Here is a 19945-nt window from a genome sequence, read left to right on the forward strand (position 1 = left end):
GGCGGAGGCGGAGAGCAGTACGCGCGACGGCAATCGCCAGACTTCGCCACCCCACGCCACGCCCGTGCTTCTGGTAGACGCAGTATGGGCGGACGGCTGGACGCAGTATGGGCGGACGGCCGCGGAGGCAGCCCACGCTCGACCCCCAGGGGTTCCCCTTGCCCGGTGCAGGGGTGTGATGCGCCAACAGGTACGCACAGTGAAGTGATCAACACATGTTGTGATGTGGACCACGGTGTTGCCAGGCGTGCAACGGAAAGGAACGAGCGCTCATGCGCGAGATCCTCGGAAGGCGACGCAGGCTCCTGTCCCGGCGACGCGAATCAGGGCCTGAGCTGATCGACGCGGCCCTGACCTTCGCCACCCAATGGCAGTGGCCCGTACTCCCGGGCGTGGCGGCGGACCCGCAGGGCAGGTCCCGCTGCGGCTGCCCCGACCCCGAGTGCACTGTTCCGGGTGCCCATCCCTTCGACCCCGGCCTCCTCGCGGCCACCACCGACGAGCGGATGGTGCGCTGGTGGTGGAGCAACCGGCCGACGGCGCCCATCGTGCTGGCCACCGGGGGCAAGGCGCCGTGCGCCGTCTCCCTGCCCGCCCTTCCCGCGGCCCGCGCCCTCGCCGCGCTCGACCGCCTCGGCATCCGCCTCGGCCCGGTCGTCGCCGGCCCCGACCGCTGGTCGATCCTGGTCAAGCCGTACTCCCTGGAGCAGCTGGGCGAGCTGCTGTACGCCAAGGACTTCGTCCCCGGCTCGCTGCGCTTCCACGGCGAGGGCGGCTATCTCGCGCTGCCCCCGTCGCACACCGGCCAGGGCGAGATCCGCTGGGAGCGCGCCCCGCTGCCCGGCTCGGCCTCGCCGTGGGTGCCCGATGTCGAGGCCGTGGTGGACGCCGCGGTCGAGGCCCTCACTCGTACGGGTGTGAGCGCGCCGGAGATGTAGCGGGACCGGCGCGCGCCGCGCCCGCTTCCGCCGCCCCGGGGCGTTATGTTCCGGGGCCATGCCGCGTCATGCCGGGGCCCGTGCCCGGACTCTGCGAAACACACGACTGCTCGCGGGCGTCGTGCTGGCGGGCGCGGTCGTGCTGCCCCTGGCCATGGCCACCGCCGGGCCGGGCGGCTCCGACACCACCACCGACATGAAGCGCGCCACCCAGCGGCACACGGCCGCCGGCGTGGGCGATCCCGCCCCCGGGACGGACGCGGGGGACTCCGCCTTGCCTTCCCCGGGTGACGACAGCGGGGCGCCGGCGTCCGCCGCGAGCGGGGAGGGCAGCGGTGCCCCGATGACGCCCGGCGGCATCCACCTGTCCACAGCCGTGCGCTGCGGGCCCGAACTCACCTCCCCCGAGGGCATCGAGGCCCAGACCTGCGTGGTGGCGCAGGGCGAGGACGTCTGGGCGCGCACCTACTACCGCAACGCCACCGGGGGCGCCCTGCACGCCGTCCTCGCGCTGCTGGGCCCGGGCGGCCGCAGCGTCCGCATGCCGTGCGCGGCGGACGCCGGGGACGAGCCGGCGATCTGTGAGACGCCCAGGGGGCGCAGCCGGGGGGAGCTCGCCGGTTACTCGGCCGTCGCGGAGTTCTCGCGGCACGCCGGGCGGGGGCCGCTGCTGCTGCGCTCCGGGAGCAACTCACAGTCGTAAACGTGCAGTTGACCGCAGGCTCCGGTGCGTGAGCGGGCCCGGATGCGAAAAGACCCGGTTGCTGGCGACGGGGGATGCACCAGCAACCGGGCTACTGAAACGGTAACAAGAGATCGGCCGTTAGCAAATTCGATCTCAGGGATTCCGGTCACCTATTGGCTTGTCCGGACCGGGAGTTGTGGACGGAACGGGTTCTTCTGCCGACCCTCCGGGCCGCTGACCGACCGTTCAGCAGCGGGGATGCCGTACGGCCGCGACTCCGGGCGCGGTGACCGTGGCCTTGGTCACGGGCGGCCCGTGGGCCCGGTTTTGCCTGACCGGGCCCCCGGTCATGGCCCGGCAGCGGCTTGGTCGCGACCCGGTCCCGCTCAGCCGCGGCCTGGTCGCGGCTCGGCGCGGCGGTGTCCCTCCGCGGCCGGGTGGGTGGCCGGTCGAGGCCCGACGGGTGTCCGGCCGAGGCCCTGGGGCCGGCCGGGCGAGTGCCGGGCCGCGGGTCAGCTCAGCGTGATCTGGCGGTTGGTCAGGCCGCCGCGCGCACGGCGCTCGTCGGCGGTGAGCGGAGCGTCGGTGGCCAGCGCCTCGGCGAGCCGCTCGGCGAACTCCGCCGCGGGCTTCTCCACGTCGTCCGCGCCGGTCCCGCTCGGCAGGTCCCAGACCGGGACGGTCAGCCCGTGCGCGCGGAAGGAGCCGACCAGCCGGGTGCCCTCACCGAGGGAGGAGCGGCCCGCCGCGTGCAGCCGCGCCAGGGCGTCCAGAAGCTGCTCCTCGGGATGCGGCATCACCCACCGCAGATGGTTCTTCTCCGGGGTCTCGCACCAGTAGGCGGCGTCCACCCCAGACAGCTTGACGGTCGGGATGGCCGCGGCGTTGGCCCGCTCCAGCGAGGCCGTGACGTCCGGCGTGGCGTTCTCCGGGTCCGGCACCCAGAACTCGAAGCCGCTGTGCACCACCGGCTCGAAGGGAGCGTTCAGGTCCAGCAGGTCCTGCAGCCGGGGCCCGTCGGCGGGGGCCCGGCGGGCCTTGACCGGCGTACCGGGGTCGGCGGCGAGCGCGCGCTGGAGGGTGTCGGCGAGATCGCGGCTGATGTCGCCGGAGGAGGTGTCGTTCTGCAGGCCGAGCAGCACCGAGCCGTCGTCGCGGCGCAGGGCGGGCCAGGCCATGGGCAGCACGGTGGCCAGCGTGACCGACGGGACACCCTCGGGCAGGCCGTCCTTGAGCATCAGCTCGGCGGTGGCCGCGGGCACCAGCTCGCGCAGCGCGATCCAGTCGCACTCGCCGGGCAGGCCCTCGAAGGGGCGGTGCACCAGCTCGGTCACGGCGTGCGCGGCGGCACGGCCGTGGCAGGCCTTGTAACGGCGGCCGCTGCCGCAGGGGCAGGGCTCGCGGGCACCGACGACCGGGATCTCTCCCTCGGTGAGCTGGGGCCGCTTGGCCTTCGTCTGGGGTCGCTTCTTGGCCATCGTGGGTGTCTCCCGGTTACAGCACTTCGCGTACGGGCGCGAGCCTAGCCGCTCGCACCACGGTCCACGGGATGCTGTGGACAGCGTGCCGGGTCGTGCACCGGTGCGCCGGTGCACCGGGAGGGCGTCCGCCGGACGGCCGGGCCGTCGTTCGGGGTCATCAGTTGAGGCAGTCGATCGGCCCCGTCAGCCGGGGGCGTCAGCCGAGGCCGTCAGTCAGATCGTCGACCGAGGTCATAAGTCGAGCCCGTCGGCCGAGGCCGTCAGTCGAGCTCGTCGGCCGAGGGCGTCAGTCGAGCTCGTCGAACGCGTCGGCGAAGCCCAGGCCGGGTATGTCCGCGACCGCCGGGGCGGCGACCCGCGCGGCGAAGTCGTCGCGGCGGTGGCCCGCGTCGCGGTCGTGGACCGCGGCGTGCACCACGACCCAGACCGTGACCTCTCCGGGCACCTCGTCGCGCACCCCCCAGTCGTCGGCCAGGGCGGCGATGATGTTCAGTCCGCGTCCGCCGTGCGCCGTGACCGAGGGAGTGGAGGGAGCCGGTCGGGTCGGGCCGCCGCCGTCCGTGACCTCGACGACGAGGCGGCCCTGCTGATCGAGGCGCCAGGCGGCACGCACATCACCGTCCCCGGCCTGCGCGTCGCCCAGCGGGCGACCGTGCTTGCACGCGTTGCTCAGAAGCTCGGAAAGGATGAGTACGGCGTCGTCGATGACCTGGTCCGGCAGCCCGCCCTCACGCAACTGAGTGCGCATCCGGTGCCGCGCCCGCCCTACGCCCGCAGGGCCATGGGGTACGGCCATGCTCGACGACGTGGGCACCTCCTGTGCCACCACCAACGCCACCCCCGAGACCTCCTTCGCCCCACGCCACGGAGTGGATGCCCCATTGGCCTGAACCGGAAACCGGCCAATCCAAGTGGGGCGACGCATTCGACCGGGGTGAACACGCACTGAACGCGCCGGAGCACTCCCCGTAATCGAGTGGCTGGATTTCATCGGTGTGGCCGAGACGTGAGGATCCTCCTGAGCTCGGATGCGAGTCAAGAGCTCTGCGGGACGGCCGCTTCCGCCGCGCCCGGCCGCCTCGTCCGGTGGCCCTGCTTCAGCGCCCGAGCTGATCAAGCACCGCGCGCGGCCGGTTGGTGATGATGGCGTCCACTCCGAGCCCGAGGCACAGGTCCACGTCCCTCGGGTCGTTGACGGTCCACACGTGCACCTGGTGGCCGTTCTGCTTGAGGCGCTCGATGTACCCGGGGTGGCTGCGCACGATCCGGATCGAGGGGCCCGCGATCCGCACCCCCGTCGGAAGCCGTCCGTCGCGCAGCCGGGGCGAGACGAACTGCATGAGGTACACCGTCGGCAGCGTCGGTGCCGCGGCCCGCACCCGGTGCAGGGAGCGCGCGGAGAAGCTCATCACCCGCACCGGGGACTCCTCCGGACTGGCCGGAGCGTCAAGGCCGAAGCGTTTGAGCAGGAGCAGCAGCCGCTCCTCCACCTGCCCCGCCCACCGCGTGGGGTGCTTGGTCTCGATCGCCAGCTCCACCCGGCGTCCGGCGTCGGCGACGAGCTCCAGCAGCCGCTCGAGGGTGAGGACGGAGGTGGCCTCCCGGTCCTCGGGCCGGTGCTCCCAGTCCGGCTCCTCCATGCGGCCGGCCGCCGAGCCGCGGGTCTTCCAGGCGCCGAAGTCCAGCGCCGCCAGGTCGGACAGCTCCATCGCGGAGACGGCGCCGCGGCCGTTGGACGTACGGTTGACCCGGCGGTCGTGCACGCACACGAGGTGACCGTCGGCGGTCAGGCGCACATCGCACTCGAGCGCGTCCGCGCCGTCCTCGATCGCCTTGCGGTACGCGGCCAGGGTGTGCTCCGGGGCGTCCTCGGAGGCTCCCCGGTGGGCGACGACTTGGGTCAGGTGCTGTCGTGCGTGGGTCACCGCGTCATGGTGCCACCACGCCGGGGCAGACGTGAGGTCGGAGGAGTCCCGGCGGCGCAAACGTGATCGACGTCCGGTCGGAGGCATAGCGATGGCAAACCTTTAGCGAGTAATGCCCTATATAAAGGATGGTCCCGGACCCACAGGAACGGCTTATGGTGCCCTGACAGCGTGTGGGAAATGCTGTCGTCATACAAAGAGACCCAGACCCGCACAGCCGCAGCGCGCCGAAGCTCGTCGACAGCGTGAGCGAGCGTGACCGAGTGCGAACGACTGCACCAGCCGTGGATCGAGGAGAAGAGCTGTGAGCACCGAGAACGAGGGCACCGCGGTACCCCCGGCCCCGTCCGCACCGCCCACGCCGGTGGATGCTCCCGCTGCTCCGGCACACCAGGAGCACCCGGCTCCGGACAGGGGCACCGACCCCACCACCCCCCTGCCTCCCGTCCCGCCGAACACGCCCCGCGCCCACGGCGCACCCGGCGCACACAACGCTTCCAACGACACCGGCACACCGGGTGGCCCCGGCGCCGGCCACGGCGCGCCCGGACCGGCCTCCGGCTCCCCGTCCGCCCCGGACCCGTCCTGGCCCCCGCCCCCGCCGGGCGGCGGCTCGCCCGCGGACGGCGGCGCCGGGCAGGGCGGCGGCTGGGGCTCCACGTACCAGCAGTCCGCGCCCGGACCGAAGAAGAACGGCCGCGGCGGGCTGCTCGCGGCGGTCCTGGTGGCCGCGCTGGTCGCGGGCGGCCTCGGCGGCGGTCTCGGCTACACCCTGGCCAAGAACAACGACGACACCTCCTCCACCACGGTCTCCGCGTCCACCAGCGGCGGCAACGTCAAGCGCGAACCGGGCACGGTCGCCGCGGTGGCCGCGAAGGCGCTGCCGAGCACGGTCACCATCGAGGCCGAGAGCACCAGCGGCGAGGGCGGCACCGGCACGGGCTTCGTCTTCGACAAGCAGGGCCACATCGCCACCAACAACCACGTCGTCGCCGACGCGGTCGAAGGCGGCCGCCTCTCTGCGACGTTCCCGGACGGCAAGAAGTACGAGGCCGAGGTCGTCGGCAACGCCCAGGGCTACGACGTGGCGGTCATCAAGCTCAAGAACGCCCCGTCGAACCTCAAGCCGCTCACCCTCGGCAACTCCGACGAGGTGGCGGTCGGCGACTCCACCATCGCGATCGGCGCGCCCTTCGGCCTGTCCAACACGGTGACCACCGGCATCATCAGCGCCAAGAACCGCCCGGTCGCCTCCAGCGACGGCAGCGGCAGCCAGGCGTCCTACATGAGCGCTCTGCAGACCGACGCCTCCATCAACCCGGGCAACTCCGGCGGACCGCTGCTGGACGCGCAGGGCAATGTGATCGGCATCAACTCCGCCATCCAGTCCACCAGCAACGGCGGCTTCGGCACCGGCCAGGCCGGCTCGATCGGCCTCGGCTTCGCCATCCCGATCAACCAGGCCAAGTTCGTCGCCCAGGAACTGATCAAGACCGGCAAGCCGGTGTACGCCAAGATCGGCGCCTCGGTCTCGCTTCAGGAGAACACCGGCGGCGCGAAGATCACCGAGCAGGGCGCGGGCGGCGCCGAGGCGGTCGACCCCGGCGGCCCCGCCGACAAGGCCGGACTGCAGCCCGGTGACGTCATCACCAAGCTGGACGACCGGGTGATCGACTCCGGCCCCACCCTGATCGGCGAGATCTGGACCCACAAGCCGGGCGACCGGGTCACGATCACCTACGAACGCGACGGCAAGGAGCGCACCACCGAACTCACCCTGGGCGCCCGGGTCGGCGACAACTGACACCACCGCGCCCCGACCGACCCGTTACTCTGGACCCCGCGCCGCCGATCACGGCCCGGCGCGGGGAGGTGTGCCCGAGCGGCCTAAGGGAACGGTCTTGAAAACCGTCGTGGCAGCGATGTCACCGTGGGTTCAAATCCCACCGCCTCCGCTTGCTGAGCAGTGAGAACGGCCCCCTGACCTGGATAGTCGGTCGGGGGCCGTTTTCCTACCGTGGCGCGGTCGCCGCGGTCAGGAACATCGGCAGGGCCAGGAAGAGTCGGTCGGCTTCCGCTCGCACGTGCTGCTCGGTGAGCCAGCGGTCCGCCTGCTCACGCGTGACGGCAGCGGCAGAGCAGGCCGCTTTGGACAGTGCGGCGAGCAAGGGCAGCATCTCTGGTCCGGTGAACACTTCGGTTCGTATCTCGACCGTCACGTCGTCGAAGCCGGCGTCCAGGAGCAGGTTGCGGTACCGGCGGGCGGCTCGCGGGCTGGTGATCAGATCCGCGCGGGCGTGCACGATGGTGCGGGTGAGGGCGGAATCGTCGGAGTCGATGACGATGGTGTCCCAGTCCTGACCGGCCAGCACGATCCGTCCCCCGGGTGTGAGCACCCTACGGGCTTCCGCCAAGGCGCGAGCAGGGTCGGCCAGCTCGTGGAACACCTTGTCGGCCCGGTAGGCATGCACCGACGCATCCGGCAGCGGCAGGTCGTACGCATCCGCGATCCGGAAGTCCGCTTCGGGCCACCGCCTGCGGGCGATGGCGATCATGTGCTCGTCCGGGTCCACGCCCAGGGCCTTCGCGCCTCGTTCGTGCAGTTCCGCCACGGCTCGTCCGGCGCCACACCCCACGTCCACCACCGCTGTGCCGGGTCCGGCGGCGAGCAGGTCGTAGGAGAGAGCCCGCAGTGCCGTGCTCCCCGGCAGTCGGTCGAGCGCGTCGAGCCGCGCGAGGAGTTCGCCGGTCGACGAGCGGTCCTGTCCCTGTTCCTCGGTCACATCCTCGGTCGCTTCCTCGGTCACATCCTCGGTCGCTTCCTCGGCCATTTCCTCGGGCATTTCCTCGGTCATGTGCGGCAGGGTGCGACTTAATGTCGGCATGAGGTCAAGCGAGCACAGGACGCCAGAGGATCACGCGGGCGCGTCGATGAGTATCGGCGCCCTCGCCGAACGCTTCGGCCTGGCCACGCACGTCCTGCGGCACTGGGAGGCGATGGGGCTGCTGACGCCCGTCCGCGACGCCGCCGGCCGCCGCCGTTACGGGAGCGCCGATCTCACCCGCGTCGCCGTCATCCTGCGGGCCAAGGAGGCAGGGCTGTCCCTCCGCTCCATCCGTTCTCTGACCGCGGCCGGTGATCCCGCCAGGCGCAGGGACATCCTGAGTGCGGAAGCCGAGGCGCTTCGCTCGCGCATCGCGGCCGCGCAGGCATCCCTCGACCTCATCGAATGCGCCCTCGGCTGCGACCACGACGGGCGGTGGTCTGCTCGCGCTGGGGTGGCGCATTCCGGGGATCGTGCAGCTGGTCGTTCTCGTGGGCGGCGCGATGCTGGTTTCCGGGCTGGGGTCCGTCGGTGACGCCTGCCTCAGGCAGAGGTCGTGGTCTCAGTCCTCGTCGGAGCTGCCGCGTTCGCTGTCGGTGGTCAGGGGGCCGACGACGACCTTCTCGACCCGTCCTGCGGCGAAGTGGATCCAGGTGGCCAGTCCGACCTGCGGGGTGTCCGCGTAGATCCAGGCCTCGGAGCGGTTCCTCCGCCGCCAGCCGCGGAAGTTGAGCCTGCGGCGGCTCGAATACAGGGCCAGGTATTCGTTGTCGTCGACCGAGTGCGTAGGTTTTCCGAGCAGTTGCTTGACCTGTTGGGCTGTCATGCCCGTCGCCACGGTGGTCATGGGCGCACCCTAGTGAGCGCCGATACACCCTGCCGTTGCCCTCACAGGATCTCCTCAACGGTCCGGCACGCGAGCGGGATCTCCTCGTCCACCGCCAGCCGCTCCCAGGGCAGCTCCCGCAGCGCGGGCTCCGCGTCGCAGCCCGACGGCGCGCGGGCGGTCGGCTGGAACCAGACGACGGTGAGGCAGGAGCGGTGCAGGGCGTGGTGGTGGGCGGGATCGAGGGGCTCGGAGCGGAAGCTGCCGAGGCAGGCGACGCCGGGAAGAACCTCCACGGGGCCGGAGGAGCCCGGGTACTGGTCGGGGTACTCGCGCGGCGGGATCAAATGCACCGGGGCACCGGGGTAGACCTGTTCGGCCGTGCGGAGCAGCTGCCGGATCCTGTCGTCGTCGACCGGTCTGCAGGGGTAGATGGCGAGCGGCCCGCCGTAGGTCGAGGACATGTGCAGTTCGGCGAGGTGCACCGCCCTGCCGGAGGTGAGGACGAGGCGGGCGAGTGACATGGCCGGCACTCGGGGGCGGTGGTGCATCGGGCTCTTTCGGTGGTGCGAGCGGTGCCTGGTCTCCCGCCGGTGGCGGGCGGTGGCCGGCCGGTGGTCGGGTCGGTGTCACTCGGCGGTGGCGGGGCCGGGGCTCTCGGGCGGCTCAGGGAGGCTCAGGGACGGCCCAGGAACGGCCCAGGGGCACCTCAAGGGCGTCTCGAGGGCAGCTCAAGGAGGGCTCAGGGCCTGTCGAGGGCGGTTCAAGGGCGTCTCAAGGGCATCTCAAGGGCGGCACAGGGGCCGGTTCAGGGGTCGGTTCAGGGGCGGCACAAGGGCCGGCTCAGGGGCCGGTTCAGGGGCGGTGCCCCGTCATCCGTGCCGCGGAGGCGATCGTGGCGCGGGCCTCGCGTTCGGACAGCCCCGTGTTGAGGGCCGCCTCGACGAGCGGGTCCACCAGGGCGGGCCCGATGCCGTCCTCGTAGGCGCGGCAGGCGGCCCAGAAGAGCCGGGTGTTGCGCTGGCCCTCGTGCGCGGCGAGGACGAACTGGACCAGGCCCTGGCCGTGGCTGCCGGTCGAGACGGGCGTGGGGTGGTGGTGGCGGGGCGGCGGCAGGAGGAGGCGCAGCAGGGCCTGCGGGCAGGGGGCGGGGGCGAGGTGGGCCGTGCCGGGGGCGGTGGTGTAGCTGCCGTGTTCGGTACGGGAGCCGGGGCCGACGAGGTAGCCGCCGGCGCCCCGGATGTCGATGCCGGGCGCCAGGCGGCCCGCGGAGTTGGGCACGACGGCGTCCGGCGGGCCGCTGAGCCACAGGTGGCGGCCGCCGCTGGGGGTCAGGACGACCACCGTGGGCGGGATGGTGAACAGGTGGCGCAGGGCCAGCTCGCGCAGTGCCGCGGAGGAGTCCGTTCCGTTCTTGGTGTCCAAGTCGATGCCGATGAGGTGGTGCGGCGGCAGACCGCAGGCGATGCCGTAGCCGGTGGCCCTGGGCGCGGCGGCGAACATCTCGCGGATGCGGGCGGGGTCGGTGGAGGCGTCGTAGACGCCGTGGCCGAAGCGGCCGCACTCGCCGTGGCAGGGCGGCGCCGCCGGGTCGGGGTCGTCGCGGTGCGGGGAGCGCAGGGCCGGCAGCTTGGTGCGGGACAGGGGGATGACGGCCAGTCCGCGTTCGGCGGCTGACAGGGCGTGTGCGAGGGCCAGCGTCGTGGCCTGCCGGTCGGTGGTGGCCATGACTCTATGTTCGTACGTACGTTCGAAAAAGGAAAGGGGGAGCCGGGGCGACACGCCGGGCGGTTCCGGGACCCGCGCATGATGCCGGAACGCTTCATCCCTTGCGCGGCTTGGGAGCCGGTGCGCCCGTCTCATGTGATCTATGACTCATGAGGTGCGAAGGGGTTTATCGACTAGTCGTCACGCTTGCGTGCGAAGAGCGGCTTCCGGGGTGGTTCGACGGGGATTCGGTGGGCAACTCTGATCACGCGACGTCGTGCACAGCACCAGGGCGATCGGCCGAAAACCCTGGTGGCAGCCGTACTTCACGCAATGTCCGGCACACACGGCCACGAGCCGGTGGGTCCTTGTTCTGGAGGGAACACAACATGGCAAGCATCCGTACCGCCCGCGTCATCGCCGCTGTCTCCGCGCTTCCGCTCGCGGCCGCCCTGTTCACCGGTGTCGCGTCGGCGGACAACGGAGCCTTCGCGGACGACGGTTCGAACGCGACGGCGGCGACCGCCGATGCCGGCGTCCTCGGCAGCGGCGTAGGCGGCGACAACTTCGGCAACTCGTCGACCACCAACCAGCAGGCCATCGGCTCCGGCGCCTCGAACCAGAGCAACACCGCTCAGGTCAACGGCTCGGCGTTCACGGCGGTCAACCAGGGCAACGACAACGTGGCCATCAGCTTCTCCCCGCTGTGGTGGTGAGGTGAGAGGGCCGCCATCGGCCCTCTGACGGAACTGTGGGTGTGCTTCGTGGGGTGCAATGCGTCTGCGCGGCGGTGCTTCGGTGCCGCCGCGCAGGCGTTTGCGGAGACGGTGACCTTGACAGTCGGCGGGTGGGGATCGAATCTGACGGATAGTCAGATGTGGAGTGGCGCTGCGGGGCGTTGCTGCCGCTCGGTGCGGGGAGCGTGGGGCCCGAAGGGCTCTCGTGAAATTCCGTCGTTGGAGTGGGAACCCGAGGGGCGGGTGCGGTGTACCAGAAGTGTCAGGACGGACACGGACGTCGTGATGAGACGACGGTGGTACGAGGAGGGGGATCCGCATGAGCGGGGAGGCGGTCGCCAGTGCGGAGCGCGGGCAGGGCCTCGAGCAGGATCTCGGGGCGCGGCTGAAGGCGTACGAGGGCCGGCCCGCCGTCACGGGCGGCAGGGGGCGGGATCCCGTCAACGAGCCGATGATCAGGCACTGGTGCGAGGCGATGGGCGACACCAACCCCGCCTATGCGGGGCCCGGGGCCGCCGCGCCGCCGACGATGCTCCAGGTGTGGACCATGGGCGGCCTCTCCGGGCAGGCGGCACGCACGGAGGCGTTCGACGAGCTGCTCGCGCTGCTCGACGAGGCCGGGTTCACGGCGGTGGTGGCCACCGACTGCGAGCAGGAGTACGTCCGTTGCCTGCGCCCCGGGGACGAGGTGACCTTCGACGCGGTGATCGAGTCGGTCTCCGACCGCAAGATCACCAGGCTCGGCACGGGGCACTTCGTCACCACGCGGATGGATGTCCGTGCGGGAGGTGACCTGGTCGGTACGCACCGCTTCCGCATCCTCAAGTACGCGCCCGCACAGGCAAGTCGGCCGGTCCGACGCGGGCCGCCGTTGTCCGGGCGGAGGCCCGGGCAGGAACCCGGGTCGGGGCCCGGGGCCCGCCCCGAGGCGCACCTCGCCCGGCGCCCCGAGCCGGACCCTGCCCGGCGCCCGGAGCCGCACCCCGAGCGGCGCCCCCGCCCGGTCGTGAACCGGGACAACGCCGGCTTCTGGGAAGGCGTGGCCCAGCACCGGCTGCTGATCCAGCGCTGCACCGGCTGCGGCACCCTGCGCTTTCCCTGGCTGCCGGGCTGCAACAGATGCGGCTCGCTGGAGTGGGACACGGCGGAGGCGTCCGGCGAGGGCACCGTCTACTCCTACGTGGTCATGCACCATCCGCCCTTCCCCGCCTTCGACCCGCCGTACGCCGTGGGGCTGATCGAGCTGGCGGAGGGCGTGCGGATGATCGCCGATGTGGTGGACGTGCCCTGCGACCAGGTGCGGATCGGCATGCCGGCGCGGCTGGAGTTCCGGCGGTACGACGAGGAGCTGGTGCTGCCGGTGTTCCGGGAGGTGAGGGGATGACGCGGACGGACCGTGCGGTACCTGCGGTCGGCGATCGGCTTCCCCCGCTGGAGATCCCGGTCACCCGCACCCTGATCGTGGCGGGAGCGATCGCCTCCCGCGACTTCCAGGACGTGCACCACGACGCGGAGGCGGCCCGGCAGAAGGGGTCGCCCGACATCTTCATGAACATCCTGACGACCAACGGCCTGGTCGGCCGCTACATCACCGACCACTTCGGCCCGACGGCGGTGCTCCGCAGGGTCGCCATCAGACTGGGCGCACCCAACTACCCCGGAGACACGCTGCTGTTGTCGGGAACGGTGGAGGAGGCCGACGGGGACACGGTCACGGTCCGGGTCACCGGGACGAACGGCATCGGCAGACATGTCACGGGCACGGTGACCGTCACGCCGGGCGGAGCGGACCGGCCGCCGGAGAGGGGTGCGGGATGAGCCTGCGCGGACGGGACACCCTCGGCGGGCGGGCGGCGATCGCCGGCATCGGGGCCACGGAGTTCTCCAAAACCTCGGGCGCAGCGAGCTGCGGCTGGCCGTGGAGGCGGTGCGGGCCGCGCTGGAGGACGCCGGGCTGACTCCGGCGGACGTGGACGGGATGGTCACGTTCACCATGGACACCAGCCCGGAGATCACGGTGGCCCAGGCGGCCGGCATCGGCGAGCTGTCCTTCTTCTCCCGCGTCCACTACGGCGGCGGCGCGGCCTGCGCCACCATTCAGCAGGCGGCCCTCGCGGTGGCGACGGGGGTGGCGGAGGTGGTGGTCTGCTACCGGGCGTTCAACGAGCGGTCGGGCCGGCGCTTCGGCGCGGGTGTGCGGCACCGGGAGCCGTCGGCGGAGGGGGTGGCGCTCGGCTGGGCGCTGCCGTCCGGGCTGCTGACGCCGGCCTCCTGGGTGGCGATGGCGGCACAGCGGTATCTGCACACCTTCAAGCTGGCCCCGGAAGCGTTCGGGCATGTGGCGGTGACGGCCCGCAGATACGCGGCGGCGAACCCGGCGGCGTACTTCCACGGCCGGCCCATCACGCTCGCCGATCACGCCGCCTCGCGCTGGATAGCCGAGCCGCTGCGGCTGCTGGACTGCTGCCAGGAGACCGACGGCGGGCAGGCGCTGGTGGTCACCTCGGTGGAGCGGGCCCGGGATCTGCCCCGTCCCCCGGCCGTCGTGGCGGCGGCGGCCCAGGGGGCCGGGCGCGCCCAGGAGCAGATGACCAGCTTCTACCGTGACGATCTCACCGGGCTGCCCGAGATGGGGGTGGTGGCCCGGCAGCTGTGGCGGACCTCGGGCCTGACGCCGGAGGACGTCGATGTGGCGGTCCTGTACGACCACTTCACCCCGTTCGTGCTGATGCAGCTGGAGGAGTTCGGCTTCTGCGACCGGGGAGAGGGGGCGGCCTTCGTCGCCGAGGAGCGGGTGCCGCTGAACACCCACGGCGGGCAGCTGGGGGAGGCGTATCTGCACGGGATGAACGGACTGGCGGAGGCGGTGCGGCAGATACGCGGGACCTCGGCGAATCCGGTGCCGGGCGCGGAAAGAGTCCTGGTGACGGCAGGCACGGGGGTGCCCACCTCGGGGCTGGTGCTGACCGCGGACGGCTGATCCGGAAGCCCTGGAACCGTCACCTCCTGCCGGTGCCGGGGTGCTGCTCTCAGGGATGAACCCGCACGATCCCTCATCCTCCGGTCCACCCAGAGGAGGTGCAGCGGGCCCCACCCCTACAACCTGAGGGGGACGCGGCTTCGGGACCTGCGGGCGATCCGCCGGACATGCCCCCGCTCATAGCGTTGAGCCATGACCACACCCGTCTGCACCAGCGCTTCGAACGCGGCTGCTCCAGCGACGCAGACCCTCGCGTACCCGTCGTTCGCGTCGTTCATGAGGGCCCGCCAGCCGGTGCTTCTGCGTACCGCTCGGTCCCTGACCGGGAATCCCAGCGACGCGGAGGACCTGCTGCAGACCGCGCTCACCAAGACGTTCGTCGCCTGGGAGCGGATACAGGACCACGGTGCGCTGGACGGCTATGTGCGCCGGGCGCTGGTGAACACCCGCACCTCGCAGTGGCGCAAGCGCAAGGTGGACGAGTTCGCCTGCGACGAGGTGCCCGAGCCGGAGCCCCTGCCCGCCGGGGACGACCCGGCCGAGCAGCAGGCGCTGCGCGACGCGATGTGGCGCGCGGTCATGCGGCTGCCGGCGCGGCAGCGGGCGATGGTGGTGCTGCGGTATTACGAGGATCTCAGCGAGGTCCAGACGGCCGAGGTGCTCGGCGTGTCGGTGGGCACGGTGAAGTCGGCGGTGTCGCGGGCCCTGGGCAAGCTGCGCGACGACCCTGAGCTGGGGGTTGTTCGGTCCTGACGGGAAACGTCGTCCTCTGGGGTCTGATCGATCATCCGCTCCCCTAGTGACATACCGTGCGGTATGTGCGCAGAATCAGCGCAACCGTTACCGCCGCGTAGGCAATGTCGCCCAGGAGGACGCCGTGCTGAGCACCATGCAGGACGTACCGCTGCTGATCTCGAGGATCCTGACCCATGGGTCGACGATCCACGGCACATCCGCGGTGACCACCTGGACCGGCGAGGGTGAGCCGCACCGCCGCAGCTACGCGGAGATCGGCGCCCGCGCGGCCCAGCTGGCCCACGCCCTGCGCGACGACCTCCAGGTGACCGGCGACGAGCGTGTGGCCACCCTGATGTGGAACAACGCCGAGCACGTGGAGGCGTACTTCGCGATCCCCTCGATGGGGGCCGTGCTGCACACGCTGAACCTGCGCCTTCCCCCGGAGCAGCTGGCCTGGATCGTCAACCACGCCGCGGACCGGGTGGTCATCGTCAACGGGTCGCTGATCCCGCTGCTGGCCCCGCTGCTGCCGCATCTGAAGACGGTCGAGCACGTCGTGGTCTCCGGCCCCGGTGACCGCGCCCCCCTCGCGGACGCTCCCGTCCAGGTGCACGAGTACGAGGACCTGCTCGCCGGGAAGCCGGCCGCCTTCGACTGGCCCGAGCTGGATGAACGTTCCGCCGCCGCGATGTGCTACACCTCCGGCACCACCGGTGACCCCAAGGGCGTGGTCTACAGCCACCGTTCGATCTATCTGCACTCCATGCAGGTCAACATGGCCCAGTCGATGGGCCTGACCGACCAGGACACCTCGCTGGTGGTGGTCCCGCAGTTCCACGTCAACGCCTGGGGCCTGCCGCACGCCACGTTCATGACCGGCGTCAACATGCTGATGCCGGACCGCTTCCTGCAGCCCGCCCCGCTCGCCGCGATGATCGAGAGCGAGAAGCCGACCCACGCCGCGGCCGTCCCCACCATCTGGCAGGGCCTGCTCGCCGAGCTCAACGCCCATCCGCGGGACGTCTCCTCGCTCGCCCAGGTCACCATCGGCGGCTCGGCCTGTCCCCCGTCGCTGATGGAGGCGTTCGACAAGCTGGGCATGCGGGTCTGCCACGCCTGGGGCATGACGGAGACCTCCCCGCTCGGCACCGTCGCCCGCCCGCCGGCCCACGCGGTCGGCACCGACGAGGAGTTCGCCTACCGGCTGACCCAGGGCCGCTTCCCGGCCGGTGTCGAGGCGCGCCTCACCGGCCCCGGCGGCGAGCGTCTGCCGTGGGACGGCGAGTCCGCGGGCGAGCTGGAGGTGCGCGGCCCCTGGATCGCCGGCGCCTACTACAACGGCCCCGACGCCGAACCGCTGCGCCCCGAGGACAAGTTCAGCGCCGACGGCTGGCTCAAGACCGGCGACGTCGGAACCATCAGCCCGGACGGCTACCTCACCCTCACCGACCGGGCCAAGGACGTCATCAAGTCCGGCGGCGAGTGGATCTCCTCCGTCGAGCTGGAGAACGCGCTGATGGCCCACCCGGACGTGGCCGAGGCCGCGGTCGTGGCGGTGCCGGACGAGAAGTGGGGCGAGCGCCCGCTGGCCACGGTGGTCCTCAAGGAGGGCGCCACCGCCGACTTCGCCACCCTGCGCGCCTTCCTCGCCGAGGAGCGCAAGATCGCCAAGTGGCAGCTGCCCGAGCGCTGGACGGTGATCGAGGCGGTGCCGAAGACCAGCGTGGGCAAGTTCGACAAGAAGGTGCTGCGCCGGCAGTACGCGGAGGGGGAGCTGGACGTCACCCTGCTGTGAGGCTCACGCCGGGGGCTGATGCCCCCGGCCACCGCTGAGAGCTGAGATGCCGCGGCGCCGGACGGGGGGGACACGAAGCCCCGCCCGTCCGGCGCCACGGCGTTGTTACGGCCCTCTCCAGGACACGGGTGGGCTCAGTTGGTGCCGATGCGGGCGAGCAGGTCGACGATCCGGGACTGCACCTCGGTGCTGGTGGAGCGCTCCGCGAGGAACAGCACGGTCTCCCCCGAGGCCAGCCGCGGCAGGTCGGCCGGGTCGACGGCGGCCGTGTAGACGACGAGCGGGGTGCGGTTGAGCTGCCCGTTCGCCCGCAGCCAGTCGACGATCCCGGCGGGCCCCGCCTGCTGCGGATGCACCCGCATCAGGTCCATCACCACGAGGTTCGGCCGGAACTGCCCCGCCAGCGCCACCGCGTCGGCGTCGCTCGCGGCCCGCGCCACCTGCATCCCGCGCCGCTCCAGCGTCGCCGTCAGCGCCAGCGCGATCTCGGCGTGCTCCTCGATCAGCAGCACCCTCGGCGGATGCTGCTCGCTGTCGCGCGGCGCCAGCGCCTTCAGCAGCACGGCGGGATCGGCGCCGTAGGCCGCGTCGCGCGAGGCCTGCCCGAGCCCGGCCGTGACCAGCACCGGCACCTCGGCGGCCACCGCCGCCTGACGCAGCGACTGCAGTGCCGTGCGGGTGATCGGCCCGGTCAGCGGGTCCACGAACAGCGCGGCCGGGAACGCCGCGATCTGCGCGTCGACCTCCTCGCGCGAGTGCACGATCACCGGCCGGTAGCCGCGGTCGCTCAGCGCCTGCTGGGTGGAGGCGTCCGGGGCCGGCCACACCAGCAGCCGGCGCGGGTTGTCCAGCGGCTCCGGCGGCAGCTCGTCGTCCATCGGCACCGGACGCGGCGGGTCCGCCACCTCCACGGCCCCGCCGGGACCGTCCAGCGGCTCCGGCCCCTCGGCCGCGTTGGCGTCGGGCGCGCCTATCGCGTACGAGCGCCCGGCGTCCTGCGTCGCCGGGGCGAGCCGGGACTGGCCGCCCTGTGTGGCCGGAGTGTGCTGCGGCTGCGCCTGCTGGCCCGGTGCCGCGGACTCGGCGGCGGCCGGCTGCTGGGGACGTGCGCTCTGCTCGGCGGCAGCAGAGGCGGAAGGTGTGGTGGCAGAGGTGGAAGGTGTGGCGGCGGATGCTTCCGTGCGGTTGCCGAGCTTGCGGCGGCGGCCCGAGCCGCCCGGCTGGTGCGGGGGCGGGGTCGCGGCCGGCAGCGGCTGCTGCACCTGTGCGGCCTGACGGTTGAAGGGAACGCCCTGACCCAGGGTCCGCACGCTGATCGCGCGGCCCTGTGTCGAGTTCGGGTCCACCGGCGCGGCGGCCTCCGCGGGCAGCGGCTGCGCGGCCCGCTGGGCGGCCGCACCCTCGGGAGGCAACGGGGTGCCCGGTGCGGGGGTCTGCTGAGGCTGCGCCTGAGCAGGCTGTACGGGCGTACCGGCGCCGGAGGTGTCACCGGCGGCGGGCCACTGCTGCGGGGCGGGGGCGGGCGTACCGCCCGGCGGGGTGCCCTGACCGGGGGCGGCCTCGGCGGGCAGCGGCTGCGCTGCACCGGCGGCGGGCGCCTGCTGGGGCAGAGGACCCGCGGCGGCGGCCTGCGGCTGCGCGCCCGGTGCCTGGGCCTGAGCACCAGGAGCGGGGGCCTGACCCGGCTGGCCGGGCCCAGCGGCCTGATCGGCCACCTGCGCCTGTGCCGATCCCTGGGCGGATGCCGGCGCCGCCCCCTGGGCAGGGACCTGGGCCTGCGGCATCTGGCCAGGGGCGGGCAGCGGCACGCCCTGACCGGCGGTGCCCTGCTGGGGAGCGGCCTGCGGTGCGCCGACGGCGCCGTTCGGCGGCAGCGGGGCGGCCTGCGGCGAGGCGTTCTGCGCGGGCTGCGGTGCAACGGCGGCACCCTGGGGCGGCACCGGTGCGGCCTGCGGTGCGACCGGGGCACCCTGCGCCACGCCACCTTGCGGAGCGGCGCCGTTCGGCGAGACGGGAGCGCCGGGCACCGGCGCGGCGGCACCCGGCGCATGCCCCGGAACGGCCTGCGGCAGCGCGTTGGCGCCCTCGGGAGCGCCGGCGCCGTTCGGCGGCACGGGCCCACCCTGCGGCGCACCGGCCGCATGCTGCGGACCCGGCGCCTGCTGAGTTCCTTGCGGGGGCACCGGCGCGCCCTGCACCGGCACCGTCACGGCCTGAGGGGCCGCCATCACCGGGTTCGGCGGCACCGTCACCCCGTGCGCCGAGACGGGAGCACCGGGCATCCCCGGGGCGGCACCGCCGACTTGGCCGCCGGGAACGGCACCCGTCTGGGCCGGAACCCCCTGCGCGGCAGCCGCCGCGGCGGGCGCCTGACCGGGAGCGGCCTGCGGCACCGGCTGCTCACCGGCCTGCGGCTGGACGTACTGCCCGGGCACCGCCGGCCCGGCGCCCGCCTGCTGCCCGGCGGCGACGGGCTGCCCAGCGGCAACGGGCTGCTGCCCGGCTGCGACGGACTGCTGTCCCGCGGGCGCTCCCTGCGCCTGCCCGGCCTGCCCCGGGCCCTGCTCCTGCGCGGACACCCCGCCGTTCGGCACCGGCTGGGGTTCGGCGACGCGCCGGCGGCGGCCCGTCGGGGCGTCCGTGGGGTGCGGCTGCGGCGGGGTGTGGTCGGCGGACTGGTCGTGCGGGGCGGCGTCGTGCCGGTTCTCGTCGACCGGTGCGTTCCCGGCCGCCCCCTGGGCGGGCACCGGTACGGGACCGGGGGCGGCGGCCTGCCCGGCCGCCTCGGCCTGCCCCGCGGGGGAACCCTGCTGGGCCTGTGCGGCCTGCTGACCCTGGTCCGCGTCGGCCGGCGGCAGCGCGAAGACCGTGCGAGGGGCGGCTTCCTGCGCGGCCGCGCGCTCCGTGGCGGCGGCCAGCGCCCTGCGGCGCCGTCCCCTCGGCTGCGCCTGGCCCGGCTCCTGGGCCTGCCCGCCGCTCTGGGCCGCCCCGTCCTGACCGCCCGACGCCGCGGGCAGCGCGGGCGGCAGGGCGTTCTGCTCCCCGGCCGCGCGCCGGGCCCGCCGCCCGGACGGTGCGGGCACACCCTGCGGCGGTACGGTCCCGCCCAGCCCGGTGTTGGAGGCGGCCGCTCCGGCCGCGTGCTCGGCGGCGGTCATCACCGCGCCCTCGGACACCCCGGCCACCGCCTGGGCGTCCTCGGTCGGACGGCCGCGCCGCCGTCCCGTGCCGCCGGCCACCAACGCGCCCTCACCGGACGCCTGGGCCGGAAGCTGCGCGGCCTCGGCCGCCGCGTCACCGGCGGCCCG

16 protein-coding genes, 1 tRNA gene and 2 pseudogenes are annotated in these 19945 nt (G+C 73.2%); 11 read left to right on the forward strand and 8 right to left on the reverse strand.

Features of this window, described 5'->3' with window-relative positions:
- Positions 1-272: 272 nt before the first annotated feature.
- Both ABD198_RS21435 and ABD198_RS21440 read left to right on the forward strand, forming a co-directional pair.
- Positions 273-938 (forward strand): bifunctional DNA primase/polymerase, encoded by a 666-nt coding sequence (locus ABD198_RS21435; RefSeq protein WP_344004401.1) that lies wholly within the window; start codon positions 273-275, stop codon positions 936-938.
- Positions 939-996: 58 nt separating this feature from the next.
- Positions 997-1641 (forward strand): hypothetical protein, encoded by a 645-nt coding sequence (locus tag ABD198_RS21440; protein ID WP_344004404.1) that lies wholly within the window; start codon positions 997-999, stop codon positions 1639-1641.
- A 494-nt stretch (positions 1642-2135) separates the two neighbouring features.
- Here the strand turns inward: ABD198_RS21440 and ABD198_RS21445 are convergent, their stop codons facing one another.
- The 3 genes from ABD198_RS21445 to ABD198_RS21455 form a co-directional block, all read right to left on the reverse strand.
- Positions 2136-3101 carry a DUF5926 family protein gene (locus tag ABD198_RS21445; RefSeq protein ID WP_344004406.1) on the reverse strand — a complete coding sequence of 322 codons (966 nt, stop codon included), beginning with the start codon at positions 3099-3101 and terminating at the stop codon, positions 2136-2138.
- A 289-nt stretch (positions 3102-3390) separates the two neighbouring features.
- Positions 3391-4029, reverse strand: coding sequence for an ATP-binding protein (locus ABD198_RS21450; protein WP_344004408.1), 639 nt, complete (start codon positions 4027-4029; stop codon positions 3391-3393).
- Between the two features lie 172 nt (positions 4030-4201).
- Positions 4202-5029 carry a glycerophosphodiester phosphodiesterase gene (locus ABD198_RS21455; protein ID WP_344004411.1) on the reverse strand — a complete coding sequence of 276 codons (828 nt, stop codon included), beginning with the start codon at positions 5027-5029 and terminating at the stop codon, positions 4202-4204.
- A 304-nt stretch (positions 5030-5333) separates the two neighbouring features.
- Here ABD198_RS21455 and ABD198_RS21460 point away from each other — a divergent pair, with 304 nt between their 5' ends.
- Both ABD198_RS21460 and ABD198_RS21465 read left to right on the forward strand, forming a co-directional pair.
- Complete coding sequence (locus ABD198_RS21460; RefSeq protein ID WP_344004413.1) at positions 5334-6833, forward strand: S1C family serine protease; 1500 nt, start codon at positions 5334-5336, stop codon at positions 6831-6833.
- A gap of 64 nt (positions 6834-6897) precedes the next feature.
- Positions 6898-6984 (forward strand) — tRNA-Ser (locus tag ABD198_RS21465).
- Positions 6985-7041: 57 nt separating this feature from the next.
- Here the strand turns inward: ABD198_RS21465 and ABD198_RS21470 are convergent.
- A complete protein-coding gene (locus tag ABD198_RS21470) occupies positions 7042-7884 on the reverse strand; it encodes a methyltransferase domain-containing protein (protein ID WP_344004416.1) in 843 nt (280 codons plus the stop codon).
- A gap of 76 nt (positions 7885-7960) precedes the next feature.
- On the opposite strand from ABD198_RS21470, the gene ABD198_RS21475 reads away from it, so the two are divergent.
- Positions 7961-8389: a MerR family transcriptional regulator gene (locus ABD198_RS21475; RefSeq protein WP_344004419.1), complete on the forward strand. Its 429-nt coding sequence runs from the start codon at positions 7961-7963 to the stop codon at positions 8387-8389.
- A gap of 27 nt (positions 8390-8416) precedes the next feature.
- On the opposite strand, the gene ABD198_RS21480 is transcribed toward ABD198_RS21475, so the two are convergent.
- From ABD198_RS21480 to ABD198_RS21490, 3 genes are all read right to left on the reverse strand, one after another.
- The gene (locus tag ABD198_RS21480) at positions 8417-8701 is read right to left on the reverse strand and encodes a hypothetical protein (protein ID WP_344004421.1); all 285 of its coding nucleotides are present in this window, start codon (positions 8699-8701) and stop codon (positions 8417-8419) included.
- Positions 8702-8742: 41 nt separating this feature from the next.
- Positions 8743-9204 carry a hypothetical protein gene (locus ABD198_RS21485; RefSeq protein WP_344004423.1) on the reverse strand — a complete coding sequence of 154 codons (462 nt, stop codon included), beginning with the start codon at positions 9202-9204 and terminating at the stop codon, positions 8743-8745.
- A 331-nt stretch (positions 9205-9535) separates the two neighbouring features.
- Positions 9536-10408: a bifunctional DNA primase/polymerase gene (locus ABD198_RS21490; protein WP_344004425.1), complete on the reverse strand. Its 873-nt coding sequence runs from the start codon at positions 10406-10408 to the stop codon at positions 9536-9538.
- Between the two features lie 368 nt (positions 10409-10776).
- Here ABD198_RS21490 and ABD198_RS21495 point away from each other — a divergent pair, with 368 nt between their 5' ends.
- From ABD198_RS21495 to ABD198_RS21520, 6 genes and pseudogenes are all read left to right on the forward strand, one after another.
- Positions 10777-11103 (forward strand): hypothetical protein, encoded by a 327-nt coding sequence (locus ABD198_RS21495; RefSeq protein WP_344004427.1) that lies wholly within the window; start codon positions 10777-10779, stop codon positions 11101-11103.
- Positions 11104-11443: 340 nt separating this feature from the next.
- Complete coding sequence (locus tag ABD198_RS21500) at positions 11444-12508, forward strand: OB-fold domain-containing protein (RefSeq protein ID WP_344004429.1); 1065 nt, start codon at positions 11444-11446, stop codon at positions 12506-12508.
- Positions 12505-12942 (forward strand): MaoC family dehydratase, encoded by a 438-nt coding sequence (locus ABD198_RS21505; RefSeq protein ID WP_344004431.1) that lies wholly within the window; start codon positions 12505-12507, stop codon positions 12940-12942. Before ABD198_RS21500 ends, ABD198_RS21505 begins: the two co-directional genes overlap by 4 nt.
- Positions 12939-14104: pseudogene (locus ABD198_RS21510) on the forward strand (lipid-transfer protein). Before ABD198_RS21505 ends, ABD198_RS21510 begins: the two are co-directional and overlap by 4 nt.
- Positions 14105-14296: 192 nt before the next feature.
- Positions 14297-14857, forward strand: coding sequence for a SigE family RNA polymerase sigma factor (locus tag ABD198_RS21515; RefSeq protein WP_344004433.1), 561 nt, complete (start codon positions 14297-14299; stop codon positions 14855-14857).
- A gap of 136 nt (positions 14858-14993) precedes the next feature.
- Positions 14994-16637, forward strand: a complete 1644-nt coding sequence (locus ABD198_RS21520) for a long-chain fatty acid--CoA ligase (RefSeq protein ID WP_344004438.1) — start codon at positions 14994-14996, stop codon at positions 16635-16637.
- Positions 16638-16771: 134 nt separating this feature from the next.
- On the opposite strand, the pseudogene ABD198_RS21525 reads toward ABD198_RS21520, so the two are convergent.
- A pseudogene (locus ABD198_RS21525) lies at positions 16772-19945 on the reverse strand (histidine kinase); the annotation flags it as partial.

The sequence above is a fragment of the Streptomyces thermocarboxydovorans genome (assembly GCF_039524635.1).
GTDB lineage: Bacteria > Actinomycetota > Actinomycetes > Streptomycetales > Streptomycetaceae > Streptomyces > Streptomyces thermocarboxydovorans.

What these genes read in the sequence shown, in the direction of transcription:
- ABD198_RS21435 (WP_344004401.1), top strand. Translation starts at nt 273, where the DNA reads ATGCGCGAGATCCTCGGAAGGCGACGCAGGCTCCTGTCCCGGCGACGC.
- ABD198_RS21440 (WP_344004404.1), top strand. Translation starts at nt 997, where the DNA reads ATGCCGCGTCATGCCGGGGCCCGTGCCCGGACTCTGCGAAACACACGA.
- ABD198_RS21445 (WP_344004406.1), bottom strand. Translation starts at nt 3,101, where the DNA reads ATGGCCAAGAAGCGACCCCAGACGAAGGCCAAGCGGCCCCAGCTCACC.
- ABD198_RS21450 (WP_344004408.1), bottom strand. Translation starts at nt 4,029, where the DNA reads ATGCGTCGCCCCACTTGGATTGGCCGGTTTCCGGTTCAGGCCAATGGG.
- ABD198_RS21470 (WP_344004416.1), bottom strand. Translation starts at nt 7,884, where the DNA reads ATGACCGAGGAAATGCCCGAGGAAATGGCCGAGGAAGCGACCGAGGAT.
- ABD198_RS21475 (WP_344004419.1), top strand. Translation starts at nt 7,961, where the DNA reads ATGAGTATCGGCGCCCTCGCCGAACGCTTCGGCCTGGCCACGCACGTC.
- ABD198_RS21480 (WP_344004421.1), bottom strand. Translation starts at nt 8,701, where the DNA reads ATGACCACCGTGGCGACGGGCATGACAGCCCAACAGGTCAAGCAACTG.
- ABD198_RS21485 (WP_344004423.1), bottom strand. Translation starts at nt 9,204, where the DNA reads ATGTCACTCGCCCGCCTCGTCCTCACCTCCGGCAGGGCGGTGCACCTC.
- ABD198_RS21490 (WP_344004425.1), bottom strand. Translation starts at nt 10,408, where the DNA reads ATGGCCACCACCGACCGGCAGGCCACGACGCTGGCCCTCGCACACGCC.
- ABD198_RS21495 (WP_344004427.1), top strand. Translation starts at nt 10,777, where the DNA reads ATGGCAAGCATCCGTACCGCCCGCGTCATCGCCGCTGTCTCCGCGCTT.
- ABD198_RS21500 (WP_344004429.1), top strand. Translation starts at nt 11,444, where the DNA reads ATGAGCGGGGAGGCGGTCGCCAGTGCGGAGCGCGGGCAGGGCCTCGAG.
- ABD198_RS21505 (WP_344004431.1), top strand. Translation starts at nt 12,505, where the DNA reads ATGACGCGGACGGACCGTGCGGTACCTGCGGTCGGCGATCGGCTTCCC.
- ABD198_RS21515 (WP_344004433.1), top strand. Translation starts at nt 14,297, where the DNA reads ATGACCACACCCGTCTGCACCAGCGCTTCGAACGCGGCTGCTCCAGCG.
- ABD198_RS21520 (WP_344004438.1), top strand. Translation starts at nt 14,994, where the DNA reads ATGCAGGACGTACCGCTGCTGATCTCGAGGATCCTGACCCATGGGTCG.